The sequence below is a fragment of the Vibrio sp. 1249-1 genome (assembly GCF_033340495.1).
The window spans coordinates 232,585-257,081 of sequence record NZ_JAWOWJ010000004.1 but is presented as its reverse complement, the minus strand read 5'-3'; the positions used below and the strand labels follow the sequence as shown (position 1 = coordinate 257,081).

Sequence of the window (24,497 nt, the reverse complement as noted above, 5' to 3'; positions counted from 1 at the left end):
CATTATTTTCATGTTTTTATGCTTGAACCTTTTAAAGCTATAACGATAAAAACGCTAAGCTAGGCGCGCTTCTCCTCTTCCAATCGTGATTTGAGATAATCGAGGAATAGCTTAGTTCGGGTATGCTGATAATCCAGCTTTGGATAGTAGGCATATACAGTGGCTTTATCCGCTGTGATATCGGGCAGGATAGGGACTAACGCGCCGGATTTGAGATCATCTTTGATCATGACGTTGTTCGTCATCAAAATACCCATGCCTCTTTTGGCACCATGAAACAGCGCTTCTGGGTTGGTCGTGGCAAAGTTACCGGACAAGCTGATACGTTTGCCTCGATTTGTTTTGATTTCTCGTGAGGGTTTTTCTCCCCAAATCAGGACATTATGCTCTGTCAGATCCTCAACGCATTGTGGTGTGCCATATTTCTTTAGGTAACTAGGCGCGGCGTAAAACTGGGCTTTATGTTCGAAAAGTGCAGTAGCTTTGAAACTTAGAGAGTTCAGTTGCTCTAATTCCCGGCTAATAAACAGGTCTAAGCTTAGCTCTGGCAATTGGCCTGGTAGCGTTGTTGTTAATTGAAGTGTGATGTCTGGATATTTATCAAGAAAATCATCAAGATAATGAACTAGAAATTTAGAACCAACGGCCAGCGTTGCCCCAATTTTTAATAGCCCCGCTGGTGATTGGTTGACTGAGCGAGTTTCATCTAATACCGATTGCCATGAATCAAGCTGACTTTTTGCTCGTTGATAAAACAGCGCACCAGCTTCAGTTTGGCTAATTGAGCGGGTCGTACGTTTGAGTAGTTGAACGCCAATTTTATCTTCTAGCCATTGAACTCGCTTACTGATAGCTGAGCTGGTGGTATTGAGTTTCCGCGCTGCTGCATTAAAGCTACCTTCTTCGACCACACGAATATAACTCTTCACGCTTTGAATCCAGTCCATTGTATCTCCTTGGGAATTAATTCCTTTCCAACTTAGCTGATTATCATCTTTGAGTATCAAATATACACTGTTTGCCATCAATCTGTCACAAAGTAGGAGGAACGTTTGCGTAAAACACCATTGTTATTAGCGATGATGATCATTGCCACAGGCCAAGTTGGCGTTAGTATTTATCTTCCTTCTTTGCCGTTGATTGGTCATGACTTGAATTTGCCGCAACATTCGATTCAGAATCTCGTCACGCTATTTCTCGTTGGCTTCGGTATCTCTCAGCTTTTTTACGGCCCATTGTCTGATGCGATTGGTCGTCGGCCGGTGTTTATTCTGGGGCAAAGTGTATATCTAGTTGGTACGGTTATTTGCATCGCGTTTTCGGACAACATTGTTGCCCTTGAAGCGGGACGGTTACTGCAAGGCCTAGGAGCGGGCAGCGCTTCGGTACTTGGTCGGTCAGTACTGCGTGATAGTTATGACGGTATGCAATTAACCAAAGCGCTATCTTATATTTCAGTCACTGCTTCAGTGATGCCAATTATTGCTCCGCTGTTTGGTGGCTGGATTGCTTTTCACCTGAGTTGGCATGCTGTCTTCGTGTTTGTACTGATTTACTTAATGGCAATTTTTACACTTGGTTTATTGGTGCTGCCAGAAACGCTGCCTTATCCGAAGAGAAAATTTAAAGTAGGCGAAGTAAGCGCGAACTATTTGCGTCTGTTAACGAATACACAAGTGATTGGTAGTGCGAGCTACAACTGGCTTAGTTATTTATCGGCTCTGGTTACTCTCTCCTTGTATCCATTTTTAATGCAACAAGAGTTAGGATTAACGGCGGCAGATTACGGCTCTTTGATGATCATACCATCAGTTGGTTTGCTGACGGGTAGCTTAGTGCTGAACTTGATCAATGCTCGTTACAAAGCTCAGCAAATCTTGCTGATGAGTTTCGCGATTGTTGCTGTTGCAGGCTTCATGTTGTTGGTTACCCCCTTCAGTGTATTTTCATTGCTGACGGCATTCACGTGTTTAAGTTTTGCTCAAGGAATGTCATTCCCGGTATCGATCAGTTTGCTACTTTCACCACATAAGCAACAGGCAGGCGCGGTTTCTGCGCTATCTGGTTCTATTCAAATGTGTTTAGCAGGTTTGTTTGGTGGGTACTTAGTAGACTCATGGGTTACGAATCAGCAGCAGCTTGGGGTGTTTTATTTGTTTATTGCGTTACTTTCTTGCTTTGTTCTTGTACTAAGCCAATTTCGTAAAGTGCCAGAAGGGACGGTTCAAGCAGAAACTTCCATCTGAATATACTTGCAACCAAAAGGTCGGCTTTCTAAAATGCGCAGCTAAATTAAGTCTGGCCTGTTGTGTATACTGAATGACTTGGTTTGAAAGGAAGAGGGCGAACCTTGATACTTCTCTCAAGCTTGGAATACATTTCTGCCCAATGGCTATCCGATCTCTAATCGTTAGGTGAAAGAATGCAACAAAACGAATTTGAAACACTGGTAAAAGAAATTACTCAGCAAGAAAGCATGCCAAAGGCACTTGAAATCTTGAAGGCGTGTGAGGAAGAAGAAGTTGCACAAGCGGCGCAATCCCTAACGGGTCAGTTTGGCCTTGCAGAAGTTGATGGTGAGAAACGTATTTACCATATTACCACTCAAGAAGATGAGTCCGGAGAAGAGCAAGAATACGTAGAGCACGTCATGAATGAAGGCGATCACTTGATCAAGTTTGCTGCGTGGTTCTTTGAAACATTCTTTGAAATCAAACAGAAAGATACGTACGTCGCAGCGGGTAAAACATACCAACAACCTAAGCGATAGACGCTCATTTCAAGAAATCCACGAAAATCAAACTGAAAGTTAATTACAAAATAAATGTGACTGGAGTCTTGTTTTTATCTAATTGTGGTGTAAAATTACAACATAGTTAAGTCAATACATTCAGGAGAAGGTCATGGGTAACGAACTTGGTGGTGCTTATATTGGCCAGATGATTGCAAAAGACGCGATGCACAAAGCGCTTTACGGTAAAGCGAAGAAGAAAAAAGCTTCTGTTTTTGCTCGTGTTATTAAAAAACTGGCGAAATAATTTAAAAAGCCCTGATTGAAAAATCAGGGCTTTTTGCTTTTCTCTGTTTTGTTGTTAGTAAGTAGCCAACATATTGCACAACATTGGCAAAACGCTACTCAAAGACTGATGACATTTAAATCTAGAATTACGCGGATTGGCTTGGTATCTCCACAACATTGTTAGGCACTTTATCTAGCCCCTTTGCTGATAACCACTTTTCTAAATCGTCAGCGCCTCCAATATATTTTCCATCTAACCAGATTTGCGGCACTGTTACCGGTGTTTTTTCGCCAATGATGGCTTTTACTTCAGGAATCATGCGGTATAAGGCGGCGCTGTCTTTAACTACATCATGGTACTCATACTGAACGCCAGCCTCGTCAAGTAATTGTTTGGTTTTGACACAGTAAGGGCAAGTTGCTTTACCATAAACAATGTTGCCTTTTAGCTCATCGCGTTTTACCCACTCAGCAATAACAGACTGTACAAGCACACCCCGATTCAATGCTTCTCCTTGGCTGATAACTTTCCCTTCGACAAGAAGAATGGGTGCATGCCAAGCACCAGCTTTTAATGGTTCCCACCAGTGCGATAACCAATCTTTTACTTCAAGTTCAACGGGCACATCGGCTAGTTCGTTTTCAAAAGTATCCTTTAAAATATCTTTGGTTAATGTACATTCACCACAAGGAATATTGACTTTGAATGGGCCCCAACTACCAGCCCAGCGATACAGTGTAATTTTGATTGGTTGACTCATATGGGTTCCTCATTTCCTTTCCTGAAAATATAGAACTTTTAAATTAGATTTTTCTTTCAACTAACTTTGTCTTTTTCGCTTCCCAATGCGTAATAAACGCAATAGATGCAATAATAATCGCAGCACCTAACCATAAACGACCAGGTGGCACCCAACCAAACACCAACCAACCAGCAACAACATTCAAAGGCAGTTTGGCGTGATCAAATGGTTGCACAAATGAGGCGTCTGCTACTGCATATGCTTTAACGATAGCCCATTGAGCGAGTGCTGTAAGTGCACCTGCGGCTAAAAGCACACCCCATATCGTCCACGTATCTGGCATAGTAAACGTCGGTATCGCTAACAAGATATTAAATGGCGTTATCAGCAGTAATAAATAGACGACCATGGTTGAAGGCGGATCGTTTACCGACATTTTTTTAACCATTAATGAATACGCTGCCCAGAAAAATGCGGCGCCAACAGGGAGCAGGGTCGCCCATGTAAATGAGTCTGCCCAAGGCTCAAGAATGATCATGGCACCAACAAACCCCGTCAATGTAGCGAGCCAGCGTGCAGTACCTACTTTCTCTTTGAGTAACAAGCCAGAACCAACTGTGGCAAATAACGGAGAGGTCATGAGAAGTGCAATGCCTTGCCAAATTGGAACTGGGTAAGCGAGAGCCCATAACCAAAGTTGAATCCCGATAACAGAGAGAAAAATGCGGAATGCATGCCAGCCAAAGTGTTGGGTTCTTAAAGAACGTCTAATCCCAAGTGTACGTAGGTAGGGCAGAATAACAAATAAGGCGATTGCATATTGGAATAACGCAAATGTGGTGGAGGAGACACCAAAGTTGATGCTAGCAATTTGGGCGAAGCTGTTCACTATGGCGAATGCCAAGCCAGCTGTTAGCATCCAGGACGCACCTTGAACAGGATGATGATTCAATTGAAAAATTCCAGTTTGATAGAGGTGGCGGGATCATACGTCCTATTGTTTTTCGCGCCAATAAAAAAATGCCTCCCAGAGGGAGGCGACATTACCAATTCAAAGGACGTGCCTGTTATAACAGGTACAAAGAACGAGAAGCACAAACGCTGCCATGCATTTGCATAAATAATATTGCAGAACACGTGCCAACTTTTATATATTTGATTTTAAATGGTTTTTTGGTTTTTCTATGTTGTCGATTAGATGAAATGCACTAACTTAGTGATCAATCGCATTAAAAGAGGGCAGAAGTAGGCGTCGTTACGCTCGTCTTTCATTGCTGAGCGATGCTTGGATAGTGTGAAAACTTATCGAGTTGTGTTGGGTTAAATAAAAAATGGCCAGCAAAGGTGCTGGCCAAGTGGACTCGCTCTTAGGACAAGAGTGAATTAGAAATCGTAACGTACGCCTAGGCGCAGTGTATCTTCGCCTTCTGTTACTAGACCTGTTGTTGCATCTTTTGCTTCATCAAGTTGGTTGATGTAGTAAGACAGGTAAGTACGGAAGTTGCTGTTTAGTTTGTAGTAACCAACAAGCTCGATACCTTCAACGGTGTCGTACTTTGAACCGTTGTCTGGATCATTCTCTTGAGCTGTGTATAGAGCTGCAAGTGTCACTTTGCTTGCTACTTTGTAGCTTGCGACTAGCTCGTAAGCCGTAAAGTCTTCAGAGTCAGTCAGGGAACCTTGAGAATAAGTACCTGCTAGGTAAAGGTTGTCCATCGAGTAAGCGATACCACCTAGAATTTGATCTTCAGAGTTATCTTTATCTACATCGCCACCAGAGTATGCAAGACCAAAGTCGAGGCCCATTGGTAGTGAGTACATTCCAGAGATGCCGTATTTATCTTCGTTATCGCTAGAGTTTGCTTGGTAGGTTGCTTGAAGTTGTAGTGCATCAAACGCACCACGGTATGCGAAAACGCTGTCTTGCTTATCAGACGACGAATCAATAACTTGCTGAACACCAGAGAATTCAGTGATATCCGTCATGTCAGAGATGATGACTGCAGCCATGTCTTGACGACCTACAGAGAAAGCACCGATATCAGAGTCGACGCCTGCATACATGTAGCGGTTTTTGAATTCACTCTTGCCCGTTTTTTGTTCGGCTTCGTAAACACCGAAAGCAGAAAGGCCGTTGCCGATGTCTGTTTTACCTTTTAGGTTAAGACGAGCACGGCTTTTATCTTCCATAGAACCTTCAACTTCAGCACCGTCTGAACCGATGAAGTCACCACGAAACTCAACGCGGCCGCCAACTTTTAATTCAGTACCGTCGTTTTTGTATACAGTTGCTGCGAATGATGGTGCTGATACCAATGCTGTAAGAATTGCAGTAGTTAGTGCTGCCTTTTTCATTTTCTTATTACCCTAGTTGTAATCGATGGGCTTTCTTGCCCGATGTGTTGATGACGCTAAGGTAAAGGCTGAAAATGAAAGATAGATTTCTGTTAAGTTATGATTTGATTGCACTTTTATTGCTGGCGAGAATAAGTGCCCCTTCTCATACCACTTATAAAAAGAAAGGTTTATCTTTTTTGAGGTTTTTTCCTCTCCGTTGAAGACTGTGTTTTTTTCAAAAAGTTCCTGAATTGTTTCTTGACCCTAAATGTAAGTAAACATTTCAATTTGGCAGGGAAGTTTGGCCTAAAAATAGCGAATCATCAGCTATTTGTGAGCTAACTCTCTCTAAAGCATTTCTTATTGTAAGGTTTTTATTTCTCGATTTCTTGAAGGCTAAGTAAACGATTGCTTTTTAGGTTTTGTCTGAGATCTTTTCACTCGGTTGTCAGGAACTAATCAAATAAAGTGTTGGCAGTTGTTACACAAAGGTAAAACTAATCTGGTGGAAACGATGCCTCGGATAGCCTTTGTATTCCTCTCTTTGTTCATCATTTCGTTTTTACGAAAGTGAACCAAAGCCGGGTCTAAAACTGACTAACCAACTAATAAGTAATGGATTTAGAAATGAATAAAAAATTATTAGCAGCGGCAATCGCGGCAGCAACTTTCGGTACTCAAGCAGTTGCAGTGGAACTATATAATAACGATGGCACAACATTTTCGATGGGCGGCCACGTTTCTGTTAATTTAAATGGATCAGAGCAAGGTGACACGGATGTGGGTACTAACTCTCCTCGTATCAATATCTCTGCGACACAGGATTTGGGTAATGGCTTCACCGCAGACGCACGTGGTGAATGGGCGCTAAACTACTTAGACGGTGGTGAAGAGTCGTTTAAAACTCGTCTAGGTTACTTAGGTATAACGCATGAGGTTTATGGTCGTGCAGTAGGTGGTACGCAATGGTCACCTTACTACGATGTCGCAGGTATTGCAGATATGCCAATCGCGTTTGCCAACGACTTCATCTATGACGATCATGGAAGCCTTGGTACTGGCCGTGCGGATAAAATGCTTTCTTACCGTAATGCCATCGAGCTGGGTGAAGCTGGTGTGATCAACTTTGGTCTTGGTTGGCAGGGTGCAAACGATGATTACACGCGCAACGATGCTGGAGTTATAACTGGCGGTGCTAAATACGATGACCGTGTGCAAGCTGCGCTTTCTTACTCAATCATGGGCGCTAAAATCGGTTACTCTTACAATGGCGGCGATTTCCAGCACCCTGCATATGCAGGTAAGCACACGGCGGAATCACACGTTGTATCAGCATCTTACGGTGCGTACGGCCAAGGCCTATTCCTTGCTGCGGTTTATGGTTCAAACGAAAACATGAACTTCAGTGCAAAAGGCGACCGTTTAGAAGAAAGTGATGCGTACGAAGCGATCATCGCATACGCTCTAGCAAACAGCCTAAACTTGAGTGTTAACTATGAGATGGTGGAAGGTAAAGAGTTTAAGAGCTCTAAAACAGAAACTGCTCGTGAAGAAATGGCACTACAAGCAGAATACAACTTCACGCCTAAATTTGTTGGTTACGCGGGTTACCAGTTTGACCTAAATGACGACAATGGTCGTGAAACTGATGACAAATGGGCGTTAGGTGCTCGTTACTACCTATAATAGGATTTAGCGAGAACTATTATTCAGCTCATTGATCTAAAGCCAGCCTCGTGCTGGCTTTTTTGTCTATTTGTTTTACAAATACTTTGCTGTTTCAATTAGATGATACAAAACTCAAAACGGGGTGAATGTCTTATTTTTTACACTAGAGGTTGCTATTTAGTGTCGTTAAGTCAATAGGTTAGATTATGATGGGATTTTTGTTTTGCAGGGAAGAATGATGAGTGTTATTCAAGTTGAAGAAAAGAAAGTAGAAGTGGGTAAAGTGCTTTGTGTTGGACGAAATTACGTTGAACATATTCATGAGCTTAATAATGCAATGCCTGAGCAAATGGTGGTATTTAATAAACCCGCAACTTCCGTATCAACAACTCTGCGTTCATTCCATCAAGAGCCCCTTCATTATGAGGCTGAAATCTGCTTTTTGATCAAGGATGGACGTTATTCAGCGGTTGGTTTGGGATTGGATCTGACCAAGCGTGGTTTGCAATCCTCGCTTAAAAATCAGGGGTTGCCGTGGGAGCGTGCTAAGGCATTTGATGGCTCTGCTGTGTTTAGTCGGTTTGTCTCTTTGGATAACATTGATATCAACGATCTTAACCTTGAGCTCTTAATTAACTGTATTCGTGTACAAAAAGGTCACGTTAACCAAATGCTCTACCCGCCGCTAACTATCCTGGATGAATTAACCAGTTACACAACACTTCAAGATGGCGATGTAGTGATGACTGGTACACCAAAGGGCGTTGGTGAGGTACATGAAGGTGACATCTTCCTTGGTCGATTAAAGTGTGGCGATGTCACCTTGTTGGAGATTGAGTGGTTGGCGGATTAAAGCCAAATTCGTAGAACGAGAAATACCACCATACTGATAACCGTCGTTAAAAGAACATTTTTAGTAAAATACGCGATTAAAGCAGCCAGTACGGCAGCCAGTAAAAATGGGTTTTGCACATTGACGCTGAGCTCCCCATCGGGAATGAAAACGATAGGTGCCCAGATCGCAGTCAGTACTGCGGGGCTAGCGTAATTGAGTACTTTTTGAGTGCGCGTCCCTAATCGCAATGGTAGCTTGGGTTCTAAAAACAAGTAGCGGCTGGTGAAAACAAGTACCGTCATCAGCAAAATAGCCAACATGATCATTAGCGTTTCTCCTTTACTTGTTCCACAAAGTAACCAGTAAGCATGGCTAAAATGCTTGAAATCATCAAACTTCCCTCAATTTGATAATAGGTTAGGGCAACTGAGCTCACCAAAGCCACAATAACACTCGCGAGCACTGCTGCATTTTTAATGGTGGGTACTACTATCGCGATAAAAGTTGCGGCTACAGCAAATTCCAAACCCATTTCGTTCAGTTCAGGGATTAGACTTCCCGCAATAATGCCCGTCAATGTCGCGACATTCCAAAACAGGTAAAAACTCAGACCAGCCCCAAGTGCATACCAGCGATTAAACTGTTTATCGGAATGGTGGCCTACAATCGCAAACAGCTCGTCAGTAAGTAAGAAGCCGAGTGATAATCGCCATTTTAGAGGGAGCGGTGCAATTTTACTGCGCATCGATACACTGTAGAGGAAGTGTCGAGAGGTGATAAAAAGCGTTGTCAGTAACATGGTCACTAGACCTGCTCCCGTTTTAATCATTCCCATCGCGACGAGCTGTGCAGAACCTGCGAACAAAATGGCGGATAGTGCTTGCCCTTCCAAAGGGTGAAGCCCAGTATCAATTGCGAATGAGCCTGCGAGTAAGCCCCAAGGGAGCACTGCGATACTCAGAGGCATCATCGCAAGTGTACCTTGCCAAAATAGCGTGGCTTTTGATTCTTTTTGTAACGGCAAAGTGTGGTCCATAGTTTCTTCTTATTTATTCCTAAATCAGATTACCAAGATAGCTCGGTAGTCGCATAACGCCTTGTACAATATTGCTGCTTTAGCTATGACGGACGTATTGGCCTGGAGTGACGCCCATGGCTTTTTTAAAGTGTCGATGCAGATGGCTTTGATCATGGAAGCCGCATTCTTGTGCCACGTCTGAAATTTTTTGTCCCATTTTTAGTAGCTTCTTCGCCATACGTAAACGTTGCTGAATTTGATAGGCATGAGGCGGAAAGCCAAATTGCTTTTGAAACTCTCTCAGCAGATGAAAAGGGCTTAATCCAGACAGTTTCGCGAGTTCTTCTAGTGAGACGTCCGTTTGTGGAAAGTCTTCCAAAAATTCTCTGACGAGCTGCACTTGTCGCTGAGCTCTGGTTGACTCTTTCAGTGGTGCCCGATGAGTGCTGTGTTTACTGGCTAGCTTGATCAACGTGCCGTAAACCAAAGTTTCTCTCAATAAACGGTTGTCTGATTTTTCTAGTGTTTCAAATACCAATCGTAACTGACTAGCCAGTTCAGGATCGTAAACCACAGGTTGAGGGAAATAGGGCAGAGCTACATTTGGTGAGCCAAGCTCTTGTCCTAAAGTTTGAAACTGCTGAGGTACGGGGTACATTGCTTTGTATTCCCAGCCGCCTTCCGAGGCTGAATGCCCGTTGTGTACTTCATCTGCATTAACAAGGATGATGCTGTCCTGTGGCGCGATATGATTCCCGCCCGTCCTAAAAAATTGTTGTGCCCCTTTTTCGATGACACCAATAGTGTAACCTTCGTGGCTATGGCGTGAAAAATTCTGCTTCTCATACTTTGCATCGAGAAGCTCTAAACCTCCGAGCTCTTGAGCTATCTTGAAGGTAGCGATTTCCTTATTCTTTTCTTTCATCTTTATCCGGTCTGCTCAAGAAAATCATTTTAGAAGTGTAACGGATCCATCGTGCTTATTTTTGTACAAAATTGCTATTCGATTTTGATAAATAGGCGAATTGATTGCTATTTTTCATATGGGCAAACTATGATTTTTATTTTTTGAATTATCTTGGCTATTTTGGGCTGGATGATGTCATTTTGTTGGTATAACATTCGCCGCCTTGTTGTAGAAAAGCGGTTCCATCATGATTGATTTATCTGTACTTCCTGTTTATCTCACCGCAGTAGTGGCTTTGTTGCTGTTACCAGGGCCCGATATGTTGCTGATAGCGAGCTCTAGTATGAGTTACGGTAAGAAGGTCGGTCTGTTTGCTAGCTTAGGCAATGCGACGTCTGGTGTTATTCTTACTTTGCTTGCAGCAATGGGTGTATCTACCCTGATTGCCATGAGCCCAATAGCCCTTAAAGTCCTTCATCTACTAGGTGGCGCTTACTTGTTAAAAATGGGTTGGGACTGCTTACGAGCTGAGGCATCTTCGGCTCCAGAGCTTGATGGTCAAAACAAAATGGCATCAACTTATTATCAACGTGCTTTGATGAGTAATTTGCTCAACCCTAAAGCCTTGGTCTTTTTTGTGATGTTTTTGCCGCAGTTTGTCTCAAGCAATATCACGGCATCTTCTGGTGAGCAGATGCTAGCGCTAGGGTTATTGTTGAACGTTCTTGGCTTGTCATTCAATTTATTACTTGTTGGGTTAGCAGGCACATTGGGCAAAGGGCTGCTCGAGAACGAAAAATTCCGCACGTATCAACATAAACTAATGGGGTTAGTGTTTGTTATTCTGGCGTTGTGGATGCTGAGTAGTTTCGCCTTGTAAAGTTATCATATTCCATCAGAAAGCCAGCAATTGCTGGCTTTTTGTTTTAGGATATTGGTGTTTCCTAAGGAGAGGATATATGAAGCTTGAATTTTGTTTAAATCCAGATCAAACAGACCTTGATTTTGTTCGTGAAGGTATTCGATCTTATAACCGACTGCATTTACCTGGAGGGGAAGTGCATGCTGTAGGCTGTTTCGCAAAAGATGAGAATGGCAAGATCATGGGTGGCTTGACTGGCGAAATGTTTAAAAATACGGTATTTGTTGAGTTTTTGTGGGTAGACGCTGAAAGTCGAACCTCTGGTCTCGGTAGCCAATTAATGTCGATGCTAGAACAAAAAGTAAAGCCTCATGGGGTTACCCATGTTTATTTGGATACCTACAGCTTTCAAGCTCTTGAGTTCTATCTCAAATTGGGTTTTGAGAAAGTGGGGCAGTACTCAGGCTATCCTGCAGAGGGCATCCACAAGTACTTTCTACAAAAGGAAATTGTAGGCTAGGGAAAGCACGGGTTAGCTTGACTTGTTCTCGTTAAAATCAAAAAATGAGGCGCGAATTTGCGCCTCTTGTTGTATCAAATATCTATGTTTCTCTTTGACTTACAAACTTTGCTGGTGCGCGTCGATAAGTTCGTTCATCTTCGCTTCTGCTGCTTGCTGTGCTTGTTCATAGCTCATATCCGCAGGGAAGAGGTTGATGACTTCGTAGTAACATTTTAGTTTTGGCTCAGTACCAGAAGGACGAACAATCACGCGAGATTGATCTTCTAGGTGATAAATCAATACGTCACTTGCTGGTAAGTCAATGGATTCTTCAGAGCCGTCGTCAAACATGCGAACCGATGTTTTAAGATCTTCGGTTACTGCAACTTTTTTACCAGCAATCTCTGTTGGTGGATTTGCTCGGAGTTTGTCGCCGATTGGTGGAGAGTTCGGGTCGAGAGCGATGCTGCGTTGTGCGTTGAAGTAGAAACCGTGCTCGCGGTACAGCTCTTCCAGTTTATCCCACAGTGTTTTGCCTTGCGCTTTAAGCTTGCCTGTTAGCTGTGAAAACGCGACGATTGCAGATAAACCATCTTTATCCCACACCTTGTTACCCACGGTATAACCGAGCGCTTCCTCATAAGCAAACAAGAATGGGTTGGTTTCAGTCTCTTGTTCCATGGCAACGTTAGTAAGCCATTTAAAGCCAGTTAATGTTTGATAGTATTGTGCGCCATGCGCCTTAGCGATGCTGCTCAGCATTCTTGAGGATACGATGGTGTTGCCAACCAAAGCGTTAGGTTGCTGTTCCAGCAAGTAATCGCCAAACAGTGAGCCCACCTGATCACCTGTTAGCATTTGATACTCGCCATCTGGGCGTTTAACTGCCACGGCAAAACGGTCTGCATCTGGATCGTTCGCGCAAGCGATATCGGCATCTACGGACTTACCTAATGCCATCACCATATCCATTGCACCGGCTTCTTCAGGGTTTGGGAAGTTGACGGTTGGGAAGCTTCCATCAGGTTCGCGCTGTTCCTTAACACTTGCCACTTTTTGGAAGCCTGCGTCGGCAAGTAGCGTTTCCGCCATATTCGCGCCAACGCCATGCATTGCTGTGTAAGCAATAGATATATCGGTATTGTTGTCAGGAGTAAGCAGCGCGTTTTCGTTCATTGTCTTACGGTAAGTTTGGTAGTAGTCGTCTTCCAACCAAACTAACAAACCGTGCTGTTTTGCATCATCGAGAGACATTAAAGGTAATGGCTTCGTTGTTGCGTCATCAATTTTCGCTGCGATTCCAGAGTCGTGCGGAGGAATAATCTGTGCGCCATTCTCCCAATATACTTTAAAGCCATTGTATTCTGGTGGATTGTGACTGGCAGTAACAACAACAGCGGCCGCCGCATTCAATGTACGGACACCAAACGCGACAATTGGGGTTGCTGCAACGTCATACGTTAGGTAAACCTTGATACCAAGGGCCGTCAGTACGGATGCGGTATCATGCGCGAATTGCTTTGAATCGGGACGACCGTCGTAGCCAATAACGACACCACGACTCGCGGCATCTTTGACTTGCTCAAGCAAATAGTTCCCTAAACCAGTGGCGGTCTCTTGAATCACCAAGCGGTTCATTCGGTTTGGACCTGCGCCCACTTTGCCACGTAAGCCTGCAGTACCAAAGGCAAGGCGTGAGCCAAAGCGATCAGTAAGTTCTTGTTCATTGTTCGTATCGACGAGGTGTTGTAGCTCTTCACGAGTCTTAGGGTCAGGGTCTCGTTCTAGCCATTGCGTAATTAGTGCTGTCATATCAGTCATTCCTTAGTAGGGGGAGCCTACTTTCTTGGACACTTCGTTTGGTAAGTATCTCAATGTTTTCTTTTAAATCAATGTAAATGGTTCTCAATTACATTTCAAAGAGGGCAATCGATAAACCGAATTAATTTTTCTTATCCGAACAAAATTTAATCATATTTAATTTCTTGAAGAACCTTGGAACTATAACTAGCCTTTTAACATAAATATAACAAACCGTGTCGAAATCGTAGTTTTTGTGATTTTTCGTAAAGTTGTTCGATATTTGCATCGGGACGCAAGGAAGCTCGCGTAGGCGTAGCGGCTGAGCAGAGGAGAGATCTTTTGAAAAGATTAACGACTACTCTAGCCTTATCACTGAATGTGATTTTAATCACATTTTCCTCTTTTGGTTGGTCAAAGGAAAATGACTACAACATGACAAAAGGGGTCACAGAGATAAGTGGGCAAGTGTATGAATTACATATGCTGATTTTCTATATCTGCTGTGTAATTGCTTTGATTGTTTTTGGTGTGATGTTCTATTCCATCTTCCGTCATCGCAAGTCAAAAGGAGCAGTTGCCGCACATTTCCATGAAAGTACAAAAGTGGAAATTATTTGGACGGTCATACCCATCATCATTCTTGTCGCTATGGCGATTCCCGCAACGAAAACTTTAGTCGCAATGGAAGACACAAGCCAATCGGATATCACGGTCAAGATCACAGGCTCGCAATGGAAATGGCATTACAGCTATTTTGGCGAAGATGTTGAGTTTTTTAGTTTGCTTGCCACCAGCCAAAAACAAATTGATGGAATCGAAGCTAAAGGCGCATATTACTTACTGGAAGTAGACAACCCTTTGGTGTTGCCTGTGAATCGCAAAGTGCGTTTTTTGATGACTTCTGATGATGTCATTCACTCTTGGTGGGTACCGGACTTTGCCGTCAAGAAAGACACCATTCCAGGTTTTATTAATGAAGCATGGACAAGAATTGATGAGCCAGGCGTATATCGCGGCCAATGTGCGGAGCTATGTGGTCGTGCACACGGATTTATGCCAGTGGTGGTGCATGCGATGGAAGAAGAAAAGTTCGATGAATGGCTAGCGAGTAAGAAGGAAGAACTCGCACTTCAAAAAGCGGCGGCACAAGAAGCGCTCTCTCAAGACCTATCTATGGACGAATTGATGTCGCAAGGCGAATCGATATACACGGCGCGTTGCGCTGTGTGTCATCAGGCAAATGGTGAGGGGATTCCGGGTGCATTTCCCGCGATTAAAGGCAGTCCTATTGCAACCGGAGACGTTACAGAGCACATAGATATTATTGTCAACGGTCGCCCGGGCACCGCAATGCAGGCTTTTTCTAATCAGTTAAGTGACAAAGAAATTGGCGCGGTTATCACATATCAACGAAATGCATGGGGCAACGATACTGGCGATACAGTGCAAGCATCCGATGTGAATGCCTTTAAGGCACAAGACAGTGCTAAGGAGGAAATATGAGTAAGCCAATAGATAAGGCAGTGAAGTCTGCGCCAGCAGAAGCCAGTGCGAACAGTACCATTGCGATTGATGATGGTCACGAGCATCATGCACCTCAGGGCATCACTCGTTGGTTGTATTCCACAAGCCATAAAGACATAGGCACCCTCTACCTTTGGCTTAGTTTTGCAATGTTTCTAACAGGAGGTGCGATGGCTATGATCATTCGTGCCGAACTGTTCCAGCCAGGGCTACAGCTAGTCGATCCGCAGTTTTTTAATCAAATGACCACGGTACACGGTTTAGTGATGGTATTTGGTGCGGTGATGCCAGCATTTACTGGTCTTGCTAACTGGATGATTCCGATGATGATCGGCGCTCCAGATATGGCGCTGCCGCGCATGAACAACTTGAGCTTTTGGATCTTACCTTTTGCATTTCTTATTTTGTTGAGCTCGTTGTTTTTACCTGGCGGCGGTCCTGATTTTGGTTGGACGTTTTATGCTCCGCTGTCCACGACTTATGGCCCGGATAGCACTGCGCTGTTTGTATTCTCTGTTCATATCATGGGTATCAGCTCCATTATGGGCGCGATCAACGTTATCGTGACGATCGTAAATATGCGAGCTCCGGGAATGACTTGGTTCAAGTTACCAATGTTTGTTTGGACTTGGCTAATCACCGCTTTCTTGTTGATCGCGGTTATGCCGGTACTAGCGGGTGCGGTGACCATGGTTCTTACTGACAAATATTTCGGGACTAGCTTCTTTGACGCAGCTGGTGGTGGTGACCCGGTAATGTTCCAACACATCTTTTGGTTCTTTGGTCACCCAGAAGTGTACATCATGATTTTACCGTCGTTTGGAATCATCTCCGCTATTCTGCCTGCTTTCAGTGGTAAGAAGCTGTTTGGTTATCATTCGATGGTTTACGCGACGTGCAGCATTGCATTGTTATCTTTCCTTGTGTGGGCGCACCACATGTTTACCACGGGGATGCCAGTTTTTGCTGAGCTCTTCTTTATGTATTGCACTATGCTGATTGCGGTACCAACGGGGGTTAAAGTCTTTAACTGGGTTGCCACCATGTGGCGTGGAGCTCTGACATTTGAAACGCCAATGTTGTTTGCCATTGCCTTTATTGTGCTTTTTACTATTGGCGGCTTCTCGGGACTGATGTTGGCGATTGTGCCGGCGGATTTCCAATATCATGACACTTACTTCGTGGTTGCCCATTTCCATTATGTGTTGGTATCTGGTGCGGTATTCTCGATCATGGCAGCAGCATACTACTGGCTACCTAAGTGGACGGGCAATATGTACGACCACAAGCTGAGTTTATGGCATTTCTGGTGCTCAATTATTTCCGTCAATGTCCTGTTTTTCCCAATGCACTTCCTAGGCTTAGCAGGCATGCCAAGGCGCATACCGGATTACGCCATTCAGTTTGCTGATGTTAATCAAATAGTATCAATTGGTGGGTTTGCATTTGGGTTGTCACAACTGATCTTCTTATGGTTGGTGATCAAGTGTATTCGTGGCGGGGAGAAGGCTTCTGCAAAACCGTGGGAACGTGCGGAAGGCTTAGAGTGGACAGTGCCAAGCCCTGCGCCGCATCATACGTTTACTACACCGCCTAAGATTGACTAGCAAAGAGTGGGGTGAGTGACATGAAACCGAATCCATCAAACAAGAAGCTCACAGTGAAGTTGCTTTTGGCGACCCTGTTAATGTTTGGCTTCGGCTATGCACTGGTCCCACTTTATGACGTGATGTGCGACGCACTGGGAATCAATGGAAAGACAAGTGAAGTAGCCGCCATTCAACCGACAGGTATGCAACCGGACATGAGCAGAACTGTTCGCGTGGAGTTTATGGCGCATGTCAGCCCAGATATGCCTTGGGAGTTTAGACCCAAAGTGATTTCGATGGATGTTCACCCAGGTGAAGTCGTACAAACCGAATACCTTGCATTTAATGAAAGCGGGCAGAAGTTGGTGGGGCAAGCCGTTCCTTCTGTTTCTCCCGGGACTGGAGCTGCTTACTTCAATAAGATTGAGTGTTTTTGCTTTAACCAGCAGCCTCTGGATGGTAAACAGCAAGCTCAAATGCCGTTGATTTTTTACATCGAACCGGACTTGCCGGAGTCTATACACACGTTAACGCTGTCTTACACACTCTATAAACTACCCCCTCCTACAGGCTCCTAGCCACTCAGGGAGAGAGATACAGACCAAGGTTGGTCAGTAAGGAGAGAAATTATGAGTAACAAGCCAGGAACATATTATGTTCCCGCTCAAAGTAGCTGGCCGATCATCGGTGCATTTGCTCTGTTTTTGGTTGCTGTTGGCGCAGGCATGACCGTCCAGGGGACACAAAGTGACGGTGCAGTGGGAACCATTGGTGGCATTGTGCTAGCGGTGGGCTTCTTGTTCTTGCTTTACATGTTGGCTGGTTGGTTTAGTAATGTGATTACTGAATCACTGAGTGGAAAATACAGCTCGCAAATTACTCGTTCTTTTCGCCAAGGAATGAGCTGGTTTATCTTTTCTGAAGTGATGTTTTTTGGTGCCTTTTTTGGTGCCTTGTTCTACGCCAGAATGATTTCTGTGCCTTGGTTAGGTGGGGCAGATAATAACTTCATGACCAACGAAGTCCTGTGGCCAACCTTCGAAGCGATGTGGCCACTCACACTGACGCCGGGAGGAGAAACAACACAAGCTATGCCGTGGCAGGGCATACCCCTTACCAATACTATCTTGCTGCTATTGTCGTCTATTACACTACATATGGCGCATATAAGCCTTGAACAAGACAAAAGAACGGCACTGATTGTTTGGTTAGAGATAACCATCGTACTTGCTGGCTTTTTCCTATATTACCAAGCGGTTGAGTATGTTCATGCTTATCAAGACATAGGGCTCACGTTGCAGTCCGGTATTTACGGTAACACGTTCTTCATGTTGACGGGGTTCCACGGTTTACACGTTTGTCTTGGGACTATCTTTTTGATCGTGCTGCTGTTCAGAATCGCTAAAGATCACTTTTCGCCAAAGAACCATTTTGCCTTTCAAGCGGGCAGCTGGTATTGGCATTTCGTGGATGTGGTTTGGTTATGTCTGTTTGTGTTTGTTTACGTACTTTAGGCGCAGTGTGAACTCTTGGTTCGACTAATAAGGGCGAGGGTTTGGTGCTAGCCAACCCGAGCTGAGCGCAATAAGCAAAAGGACGACCACCAAAGCGGAGAACATGACTCGACGGCCTAAGTAATGACTCATGGGTTTGTCTCTTTTTTCAGGATTATCTGGGTCTTCACGAACCATTTCGATAAGCGCTTTTGCGAGGTTGAAGATAATGAAAAGCAGCAAAAGGACAAGCGTCAGTTTGAATAGAAATACGGTGGACATGGCACCTCCGGTTTCATCATTGTTGTTATCAAGACAATTATGGCTATCGAAACGGTTTTGGGTTGCAGTTGGTTTAACTGTGGTTGTGTTTTCTCTTTTGGTCAAACTGGGTTTTTGGCAGTTTGAGAGAGGGCAGGAAAAACAAGCATTGGAACAAGCCATTCTCGCGCGTGCGGATAGTGCGTACCAAGCACTAAGCGTCGTTCTTGAAGACAACGACTGGCGAGAGGAAAGTATCCTCGGGAAAAAAGTGGAAGTTAATGTTGTTCCTCAGGCGTTTCCCGTAATTTTGTTAGACAACCAAACGCATCAAGGCAGTGTGGGATATTTAGCATTTCAGATTGTATTGACGAGCGATGAGCCTAGTACCTATGCGTTATTGGAGCTTGGTTTTGTCGAGGGAAGAGCAGAACGCTCAGTGTTACCAACGGTCACCAAACTCGATAATTCGACTTTCATCACAGGACGCCTGTACCGAAAATCTACTAATCCACTGAGTTCAGAGTTAATGCCGGAAGTTGGCGATGTTATTCGCGTGCAAAACCTAAACATCGCGCAATTGAATCAGCTACTGAATATTGAACTTATGCCCGCAGTCTTGCAGCCAGACAATTTAACTCGTTGGCCCTATGACTTTCCTTGGAATCCATTGCCACTCAATAGTGCCAAACATTTTGGCTATTCGATTCAATGGTTTTCGATGGCAGGTGTTTTCTTATTACTGACTGTAATTGTTTTTGTTCGTTGGCAAAAAAAGTTGCGTCACATGGAGGTGAAGCATGACATCTAAAGTAACCAAAGGACGACTAATGTTGATTGCGCTGGTTTGTACGTTCGCGCTTCCCGCTGTCATTGCAAAAGTCATTCTTACACAAGGGTGGTATCAAAGCGGAGTGACCAATAGAGGCGAGTTAGTCGAACCATACACGACGTTAGAGCAGCTTGGTCAAGAGTCACCTCTCAAAGACCATGGTTGGCAACTCGCTTATGTATTGCCTAACGAATGCACTGAGCAGTGTAAACAGCAGCTTTACCTGCTTCAGCAAAGCCATGTTGCTTTAGGTAAGTATCAAGAGCGAGTAGTGCCAGTCGTTTGGCAGACTGAGCATTCAGATCCCATGGAAGTATCGATGTTAGCGATGCAAATGAATGAATTGGTTACCGCAAAAGTGAAACCTGGGCAAATGTTGATCGTTGATCCTCTTGGGCAGCTGGTGATGTCTTACTCGCCGAAACCAAATGAGGACTTAGTCCTATTGAATAAAGGTATGTTGGCGGACTTACGCAAGCTCTTAAAACTGTCACGAGTCGGTTAGAGGAAGTGCATATGAAATTAATTCAGTTGGTTAGATTCAGTTTGCTGCTAACTCTCGTGGTGATCATGTTAGGGGCATATACTCGCCTTTCAGATGCAGGGTTAGGTTGCCCGGACTGGCCTGGTTGTTATGGGCACTTTTCTGTGCCGCATCAAGAAGAAGACGTCATACGTGCTAACCTGAACTTCCCCGAGCGGGCAGTAGAGCATGAGAAAGCATGGCTTGAGATGATTCATCGCTATTTTGCAGGAACGTTAGGTTTAGTCATTTTTGCGATCGCTGCAATATCAGTAAGGTCTGAGCGTGTAAATTCAACCATTCCGATGTTGCTAAGCGTATTGGTGATTGGGCAGGCACTTTTGGGAATGTGGACAGTTACTCTTAAATTAATGCCCGTCATCGTGATGCTTCACTTGCTCGGTGGTTTTGTTTTATTGGCGTTACAGGCGATTTTTTACTGCCAATTAAAAGCGCAAAACAATCTCTATTTCTCTCCATCTTCTAGCTCTCTGAGAGGCTTTTCATTGTTGGTTTTTCTGGTTGTTTTGGTGCAAGTGCTCCTTGGAGGATGGACTTCGTCAAATTATGCTGCGCTGATGTGTACCACACTGCCGATTTGTGAGGGAGACTGGATGAGCCATCTCTCATGGAAAGAAGCGTTTTCTTTCTGGCAAACTGGATTCGAGAATTATGAATTTGGTGTTTTGGAGTATCCGGCAAGAATGACTATACACGTCACTCATCGTATAGGCGCTATTGTTACCGCCACCGTGGTATTGGCTTATAGTATTGGGCTTATGAGGCAAGATTCTCATCATTCACAGAGAATCGGAGGGTGGTTGTTATTCACGCTGGTGTGCCAAATTATGCTGGGTGTAAGCAACGTAGTATTTCAACTTCCTATTTATGTCGCGGTGGCGCACAACCTTGGTGCCGCTGTTATGTTGAGTCTCGTTTGTGTTAGCCAGTTTTACTTGTGGCAGGGTAAAACGGCTTGGAATTACACCGCGAAAGGAGTTCGCTATGAGTAAAGAAATCGCGCTGTCGTTAAATGGGCGAAAGCGACTAAGTTCCGTTTATTTGAAGTTAACGAAACCTAAAGTGGTGGCGTTAATGTTGGTGACGGCAGTAGTAGGGATGAGCTTAGCCCCAGTTGATGATTTCCCCTGGTTTCAGGCGGTAGTTGGCCTAACGGGGATTGGTCTGATGGCCGGGTCTGCGGCAGCGTTTAATCATCTAATTGACCGCCGAATTGATGCGAAAATGGCACGCACACACAAACGACCATTGCCATCGGGTGAGACTAAGCCATCATCGGTGATAGCCTTCGCTACAGTTTTAGGTGTCTTAGGGTTTGTACTTCTATATGCGATGGTCAACCCGCTGACGGCATGGTTGACTTTGATGAGTTTGCTCGGCTATGCGATGGTATACACAATGTACCTCAAACGTGCTACGCCCCAAAATATCGTCATTGCAGGGATTGCCGGTGCGATGCCGCCTCTTCTCGGTTGGACTGCTGTAACAGGGCAATTACATGCGAATGCTTGGCTGCTCGTGATGATCATTTTTATCTGGACGCCACCACATTTTTGGGCTCTCGCTATTCATCGTGTCGAGGATTACCGCAAGGTAGATATTCCCATGCTGCCAGTGACACACGGCATTGAGTACACCAAAACTTCTATTCTGTTGTATACGGTGCTATTGACTTTGGTTTGTGTTCTACCGGTTTTGGTTGGCATGGTCGGCGTGGTGTATCTTTTTGCCTCGCTACTACTCAATGTTGGCTTTATGTACCAAGCATGGAAGCTAAAATATGCACCAGAGCCAAATACCGCGATGGAGACGTTTAAATTCTCTATCTATCATCTTTTGGCGTTGTTCATTGCATTGCTTTCGGATCACTATATTGGTTTTTAACCTCTCTTAAAGCAGAAAACGCCGCGTGGTTCGCGGCGTTTTTGGTTTTGATACTTTGGCTTTAAGACAAAGCTTTCTAGATTTATTGAATTTCTAGCAGCTCAACATCAAAGATCAAAACACTTGCTGGTGGAATTGGGCCAGAGCCACTCTTACCATAGCCAAGCGTGCTTGGTACGAAAAGGCGGATTTTCTCACCTTCTACCATGTATTGTAGACCTTCTTGCCAGCCTTTAATGACTTGGTTAAGACCAAATGAAATCGGCTCACCACGATTAACAGAGCTATCGAATACCGTGCCATCAATCAGGGTGCCGTGGTAGTGTACTTTTACTTTACTTGTTGCAGTTGGGTGAACCTCACCTTCGCCTTTTTCAAGAACCATGTATTGAAGGCCACTTTCTGTTGTGATAACGCCTTCTTTTTTCGCATTTTCTAGTAAGAATGCTTGGCCTTTGGCAAAGTTTTCATCTGCTACTTTATGGTTTGTCCAAGTACGGTAAATGAAAAAGCCCGCCAAAATAAAAATAATAAGAGGAAACAAAAATTTAGACACGTGATCTCCTTGTCTATTTAGGTTGTTTTAGCAAAAAGTTGATGGTTTCTGCCATGGCTTCAACGCTGTCATGACCACCAGTAATCACTTGATATTTTCCGTTTACGATAAAGGCTGGAACGGAGTTAATTTGGCCGCGAGTCGTGATCGCTTCTGCCTTAGTGATGTACTCAAACAGCGTTTTTTGCTGTGCTTCATCTAAATGGTAAGGGCTGATAAGGTTGCGAGACTCAAAGGCTTTCTCAACAGCGATTTGGCGTTCCTCAGCCGTTGCATCGGCACCCATTTGCACAGCAGTAAAAAGATCCGCCATAAACGCTTTATCTGGTGTTGATTCAAGCTGCATTACGGCAGTATAGAAGATGATGGCGCTCACTTGTGCACTTTCATTGAACGTTACATGCATTTTTTCAACGCTTTGATCGGTCAATGATTCAATTTGAGGGACAAACTCTTCCATTGAGCGGCAGTGGCCACAAGTTAAAGAGAATGCTTCAGTCAGGGGAGCTAAATCATATTCTTCAAGGGATACTGGCAAAACTTCGTATTGTTTGCCTTGCTGAGGCTGACTCTTGCCGCTATCGCATGCCGACAAAGCCATTACGGCAACAACAACAGCAAAGCCTTTCGATATGGTTTTTAACATAGTAGTGCTCTAAATGAGAAATTTGCGTTAGTTTATCGGTTAACGATAGTGACTAAAACCATTAAATAACAATAAAGTGAGACCATTGGTAACAGACTTTGCCTGACGTATGGGCTGCAAGGGTAGGGTATTTTAGTGTTGCTTTTTATTTGAGAGATGATTTTGCATTGACTCCAGTGGCATGAACGCTGCATAGACAAACCAATCGGTGGACAAAAGCGCTAAAGATTCGGCGTGTTTTGTCGACACAATGAACAAGAGTTTTTCTACGTTGGTAATGGTATGAAGCATTGGTTTTTAATTGTTTGTGGCATTCTGGCCGGGTGCAGTAGCCTCGATCAAGATATGGTCCCAGTTGGGAACATTTTAGATACAGCTCCTAAATCAAACACTGAGCTGAGACACCCAGAATGGGGATACCCGAGCGCATCCAATGTGGCTTCTTCCCCTCGTTCATATCAAACGGCGAGGGCGTCAGTAAAAAAGTCGCAAAACGTGACCTCTCTGGAAATGTTCCTGAGCAGGCATAACATTCCTCACGAGACGCTCAGTGGTGGTCACCTGATGATACGTTTGAAAGAGCAAGTGCATTTTCAAACGGGTTCTGCACGGTTATCTGCTCAATCTCAAGACTGGATTCGAAACATTGGTCACTATCTGGCTGGAAGAACTGATGTTGATGTCGTGATTGATGGTCATGCGGATAGCACGGGAGCTGAAAGCTTCAATGACACGCTATCTGAAAAGCGAGCTCGTGAAGTAGAAAAACAACTATTGGCGACGAGTATTCCACGTCAACGAGTGTTTTCTAGAGGCTTCGGAGAGTATGTACCGAAGTGCAGCAATGCGACAGCGAGTGGTAAAGCTTGCAATCGGCGCGTAGAGCTAACATTGATCGTGGATGAATAACGCAGACGTTAGGCGGTAATCTTCGTTGTGTTGTTCTCACATACCCGTTATTTGCTTAGTGGAGTTTAAGTTCGGAGTTGAGCAAGAAGACTGAATAAGGAAAGCTCGCACGGCAACATTTAGCTAGAAAAAATAGAAAAGAGGCACCGTTAGGTGCCTCTTTTACATCCGCCAATGTTCATAGGGGGAACTTAGGCAAATTCTTTTTCAACGTAAGCGACGATGTCAGATGACTCGTATAACCACTGTGTTTCGCCATCTTTTTCGATACGAAGGCAAGGGACTTTAACTCGCCCACCACCTTGCTCTAGTTCAGCTCGATGAGTCGGGTTATTTTTTGCATCACGTAGCTCAATGTTCACCGATTGACGCTTCATTGCACGGCGGACCTTTACGCAAAAAGGGCAGGCTTCAAATTGGTAAAGTGCGTATTGTTTCGCTTTTTCATCAATACGTTGCTGTTCTTCTGCGGTGCGCTTAATACCACGAGGTGAGAACACCGCGTTCAGCAATAAGATAACCTTGCCTAAAATCCAACGGATAAACTTCATAATGATCCCTTGAT

Annotated in this window: 28 protein-coding genes; 16 read left to right on the top strand and 12 right to left on the bottom strand. The window is 44.3% G+C overall.

Features of this window, described 5'->3' with window-relative positions; translation table 11 throughout:
• Positions 1–59: 59 nt before the first annotated feature.
• A complete protein-coding gene (locus R7Z50_RS10090; protein ID WP_025768470.1) occupies positions 60–947 on the bottom strand; it encodes a LysR family transcriptional regulator in 888 nt (295 codons plus the stop codon).
• Positions 948–1,052: 105 nt separating this feature from the next.
• Here R7Z50_RS10090 and R7Z50_RS10085 point away from each other — a divergent pair, with 105 nt between their 5' ends.
• The 3 genes from R7Z50_RS10085 (at position 1,053) to R7Z50_RS10075 (ending at position 3,038) form a co-directional block, all read left to right on the top strand.
• Complete coding sequence (locus tag R7Z50_RS10085; RefSeq protein WP_017821607.1) at positions 1,053–2,246, top strand: multidrug effflux MFS transporter; 1,194 nt, start codon at positions 1,053–1,055, stop codon at positions 2,244–2,246.
• Between the two features lie 176 nt (positions 2,247–2,422).
• A complete protein-coding gene (locus R7Z50_RS10080) occupies positions 2,423–2,770 on the top strand; it encodes a hypothetical protein (protein WP_005375501.1) in 348 nt (115 codons plus the stop codon).
• 133 nt (positions 2,771–2,903) lie between these two features.
• Positions 2,904–3,038 (top strand): hypothetical protein, encoded by a 135-nt coding sequence (locus R7Z50_RS10075; protein ID WP_017635854.1) that lies wholly within the window; start codon positions 2,904–2,906, stop codon positions 3,036–3,038.
• Between the two features lie 127 nt (positions 3,039–3,165).
• Here R7Z50_RS10075 and R7Z50_RS10070 read toward each other — a convergent pair whose 3' ends face one another.
• From R7Z50_RS10070 to R7Z50_RS10060, 3 genes are all read right to left on the bottom strand, one after another.
• Complete coding sequence (locus R7Z50_RS10070) at positions 3,166–3,780, bottom strand: glutaredoxin domain-containing protein (protein WP_005375543.1); 615 nt, start codon at positions 3,778–3,780, stop codon at positions 3,166–3,168.
• Between the two features lie 43 nt (positions 3,781–3,823).
• Positions 3,824–4,681 (bottom strand): DMT family transporter, encoded by an 858-nt coding sequence (locus R7Z50_RS10065; protein WP_005375542.1) that lies wholly within the window; start codon positions 4,679–4,681, stop codon positions 3,824–3,826.
• Positions 4,682–5,145: 464 nt separating this feature from the next.
• Entirely contained in the window at positions 5,146–6,117 is a 972-nt protein-coding gene (locus R7Z50_RS10060) for a porin (RefSeq protein ID WP_005375535.1), read from the bottom strand.
• Between the two features lie 609 nt (positions 6,118–6,726).
• Here R7Z50_RS10060 and R7Z50_RS10055 point away from each other — a divergent pair.
• A complete protein-coding gene (locus tag R7Z50_RS10055) occupies positions 6,727–7,785 on the top strand; it encodes a porin (protein ID WP_033906817.1) in 1,059 nt (352 codons plus the stop codon).
• A 220-nt stretch (positions 7,786–8,005) separates the two neighbouring features.
• On the top strand, positions 8,006–8,620 hold the full coding sequence (locus R7Z50_RS10050) for a fumarylacetoacetate hydrolase family protein (RefSeq protein ID WP_206970806.1): 615 nt from the start codon (positions 8,006–8,008) through the stop codon (positions 8,618–8,620).
• Here R7Z50_RS10050 and R7Z50_RS10045 read toward each other — a convergent pair.
• The 3 genes from R7Z50_RS10045 to R7Z50_RS10035 form a co-directional block, all read right to left on the bottom strand.
• Positions 8,617–8,928: an AzlD domain-containing protein gene (locus R7Z50_RS10045; RefSeq protein WP_005385193.1), complete on the bottom strand. Its 312-nt coding sequence runs from the start codon at positions 8,926–8,928 to the stop codon at positions 8,617–8,619. The genes R7Z50_RS10050 and R7Z50_RS10045 overlap by 4 nt on opposite strands.
• Entirely contained in the window at positions 8,928–9,638 is a 711-nt protein-coding gene (locus R7Z50_RS10040; protein ID WP_213885957.1) for an AzlC family ABC transporter permease, read from the bottom strand. The genes R7Z50_RS10045 and R7Z50_RS10040 overlap by 1 nt, the downstream gene beginning before the upstream one ends.
• Before the next feature lie 79 nt (positions 9,639–9,717).
• Entirely contained in the window at positions 9,718–10,545 is an 828-nt protein-coding gene (locus tag R7Z50_RS10035) for an AraC family transcriptional regulator (RefSeq protein ID WP_005385198.1), read from the bottom strand.
• 229 nt (positions 10,546–10,774) lie between these two features.
• Here R7Z50_RS10035 and R7Z50_RS10030 point away from each other — a divergent pair, with 229 nt between their 5' ends.
• Together R7Z50_RS10030 and R7Z50_RS10025 are read left to right on the top strand one after the other, a co-directional pair.
• A complete protein-coding gene (locus R7Z50_RS10030) occupies positions 10,775–11,407 on the top strand; it encodes a LysE family translocator (RefSeq protein ID WP_005375522.1) in 633 nt (210 codons plus the stop codon).
• Positions 11,408–11,486: 79 nt separating this feature from the next.
• On the top strand, positions 11,487–11,909 hold the full coding sequence (locus R7Z50_RS10025; protein WP_256900406.1) for a GNAT family N-acetyltransferase: 423 nt from the start codon (positions 11,487–11,489) through the stop codon (positions 11,907–11,909).
• A gap of 99 nt (positions 11,910–12,008) precedes the next feature.
• Here the strand turns inward: R7Z50_RS10025 and R7Z50_RS10020 are convergent, their stop codons facing one another.
• The gene (locus R7Z50_RS10020; RefSeq protein ID WP_025768465.1) at positions 12,009–13,703 is read right to left on the bottom strand and encodes a phospho-sugar mutase; all 1,695 of its coding nucleotides are present in this window, start codon (positions 13,701–13,703) and stop codon (positions 12,009–12,011) included.
• Positions 13,704–14,033: 330 nt separating this feature from the next.
• Here R7Z50_RS10020 and coxB point away from each other — a divergent pair, with 330 nt between their 5' ends.
• Genes coxB through R7Z50_RS10000 form a run of 4 tightly spaced genes read left to right on the top strand, consistent with a single transcriptional unit; the run spans position 14,034 to position 18,321 of the window.
• A complete protein-coding gene (gene coxB, locus R7Z50_RS10015; RefSeq protein WP_318149053.1) occupies positions 14,034–15,197 on the top strand; it encodes a cytochrome c oxidase subunit II in 1,164 nt (387 codons plus the stop codon).
• Positions 15,194–16,825 carry a cytochrome c oxidase subunit I gene (ctaD, locus tag R7Z50_RS10010; protein WP_318149052.1) on the top strand — a complete coding sequence of 544 codons (1,632 nt, stop codon included), beginning with the start codon at positions 15,194–15,196 and terminating at the stop codon, positions 16,823–16,825. The genes coxB and ctaD overlap by 4 nt, the downstream gene beginning before the upstream one ends.
• A gap of 20 nt (positions 16,826–16,845) precedes the next feature.
• Positions 16,846–17,385 (top strand): cytochrome c oxidase assembly protein, encoded by a 540-nt coding sequence (locus tag R7Z50_RS10005; RefSeq protein WP_005385211.1) that lies wholly within the window; start codon positions 16,846–16,848, stop codon positions 17,383–17,385.
• Positions 17,386–17,436: 51 nt separating this feature from the next.
• Positions 17,437–18,321 (top strand): cytochrome c oxidase subunit 3, encoded by an 885-nt coding sequence (locus tag R7Z50_RS10000; protein ID WP_005385214.1) that lies wholly within the window; start codon positions 17,437–17,439, stop codon positions 18,319–18,321.
• A gap of 24 nt (positions 18,322–18,345) precedes the next feature.
• Here the strand turns inward: R7Z50_RS10000 and R7Z50_RS09995 are convergent, their stop codons facing one another.
• The gene (locus tag R7Z50_RS09995) at positions 18,346–18,582 is read right to left on the bottom strand and encodes a DUF2909 domain-containing protein (protein WP_005375504.1); all 237 of its coding nucleotides are present in this window, start codon (positions 18,580–18,582) and stop codon (positions 18,346–18,348) included.
• Here R7Z50_RS09995 and R7Z50_RS09990 point away from each other — a divergent pair.
• The 4 genes from R7Z50_RS09990 to cyoE are packed head-to-tail and all read left to right on the top strand — an operon-like array spanning position 18,581 to position 21,821.
• Positions 18,581–19,372, top strand: coding sequence for an SURF1 family protein (locus tag R7Z50_RS09990; RefSeq protein WP_213900050.1), 792 nt, complete (start codon positions 18,581–18,583; stop codon positions 19,370–19,372). The genes R7Z50_RS09995 and R7Z50_RS09990 overlap by 2 nt on opposite strands.
• Positions 19,362–19,898, top strand: a complete 537-nt coding sequence (locus R7Z50_RS09985; RefSeq protein WP_017635864.1) for a hypothetical protein — start codon at positions 19,362–19,364, stop codon at positions 19,896–19,898. Before R7Z50_RS09990 ends, R7Z50_RS09985 begins: the two co-directional genes overlap by 11 nt.
• 11 nt (positions 19,899–19,909) lie before the next feature.
• The gene (locus R7Z50_RS09980) at positions 19,910–20,929 is read left to right on the top strand and encodes a COX15/CtaA family protein (RefSeq protein WP_136976473.1); all 1,020 of its coding nucleotides are present in this window, start codon (positions 19,910–19,912) and stop codon (positions 20,927–20,929) included.
• Positions 20,922–21,821 (top strand): heme o synthase, encoded by a 900-nt coding sequence (gene cyoE / locus R7Z50_RS09975; RefSeq protein ID WP_170893325.1) that lies wholly within the window; start codon positions 20,922–20,924, stop codon positions 21,819–21,821. Before R7Z50_RS09980 ends, cyoE begins: the two co-directional genes overlap by 8 nt.
• An 82-nt stretch (positions 21,822–21,903) precedes the next feature.
• Here cyoE and R7Z50_RS09970 read toward each other — a convergent pair whose 3' ends face one another.
• Both R7Z50_RS09970 and R7Z50_RS09965 read right to left on the bottom strand, forming a co-directional pair.
• Entirely contained in the window at positions 21,904–22,377 is a 474-nt protein-coding gene (locus R7Z50_RS09970; RefSeq protein ID WP_005375638.1) for an FKBP-type peptidyl-prolyl cis-trans isomerase, read from the bottom strand.
• Positions 22,378–22,390: 13 nt separating this feature from the next.
• On the bottom strand, positions 22,391–23,023 hold the full coding sequence (locus R7Z50_RS09965) for a thiol:disulfide interchange protein DsbA/DsbL (RefSeq protein ID WP_005375635.1): 633 nt from the start codon (positions 23,021–23,023) through the stop codon (positions 22,391–22,393).
• A gap of 282 nt (positions 23,024–23,305) precedes the next feature.
• Here R7Z50_RS09965 and R7Z50_RS09960 point away from each other — a divergent pair, with 282 nt between their 5' ends.
• Positions 23,306–23,932, top strand: coding sequence for an OmpA family protein (locus R7Z50_RS09960; protein ID WP_318149068.1), 627 nt, complete (start codon positions 23,306–23,308; stop codon positions 23,930–23,932).
• Between the two features lie 191 nt (positions 23,933–24,123).
• Here the strand turns inward: R7Z50_RS09960 and R7Z50_RS09955 are convergent, their stop codons facing one another.
• Positions 24,124–24,483, bottom strand: coding sequence for a glutaredoxin family protein (locus tag R7Z50_RS09955; RefSeq protein WP_005375631.1), 360 nt, complete (start codon positions 24,481–24,483; stop codon positions 24,124–24,126).
• Positions 24,484–24,497 lie beyond the last annotated feature (14 nt).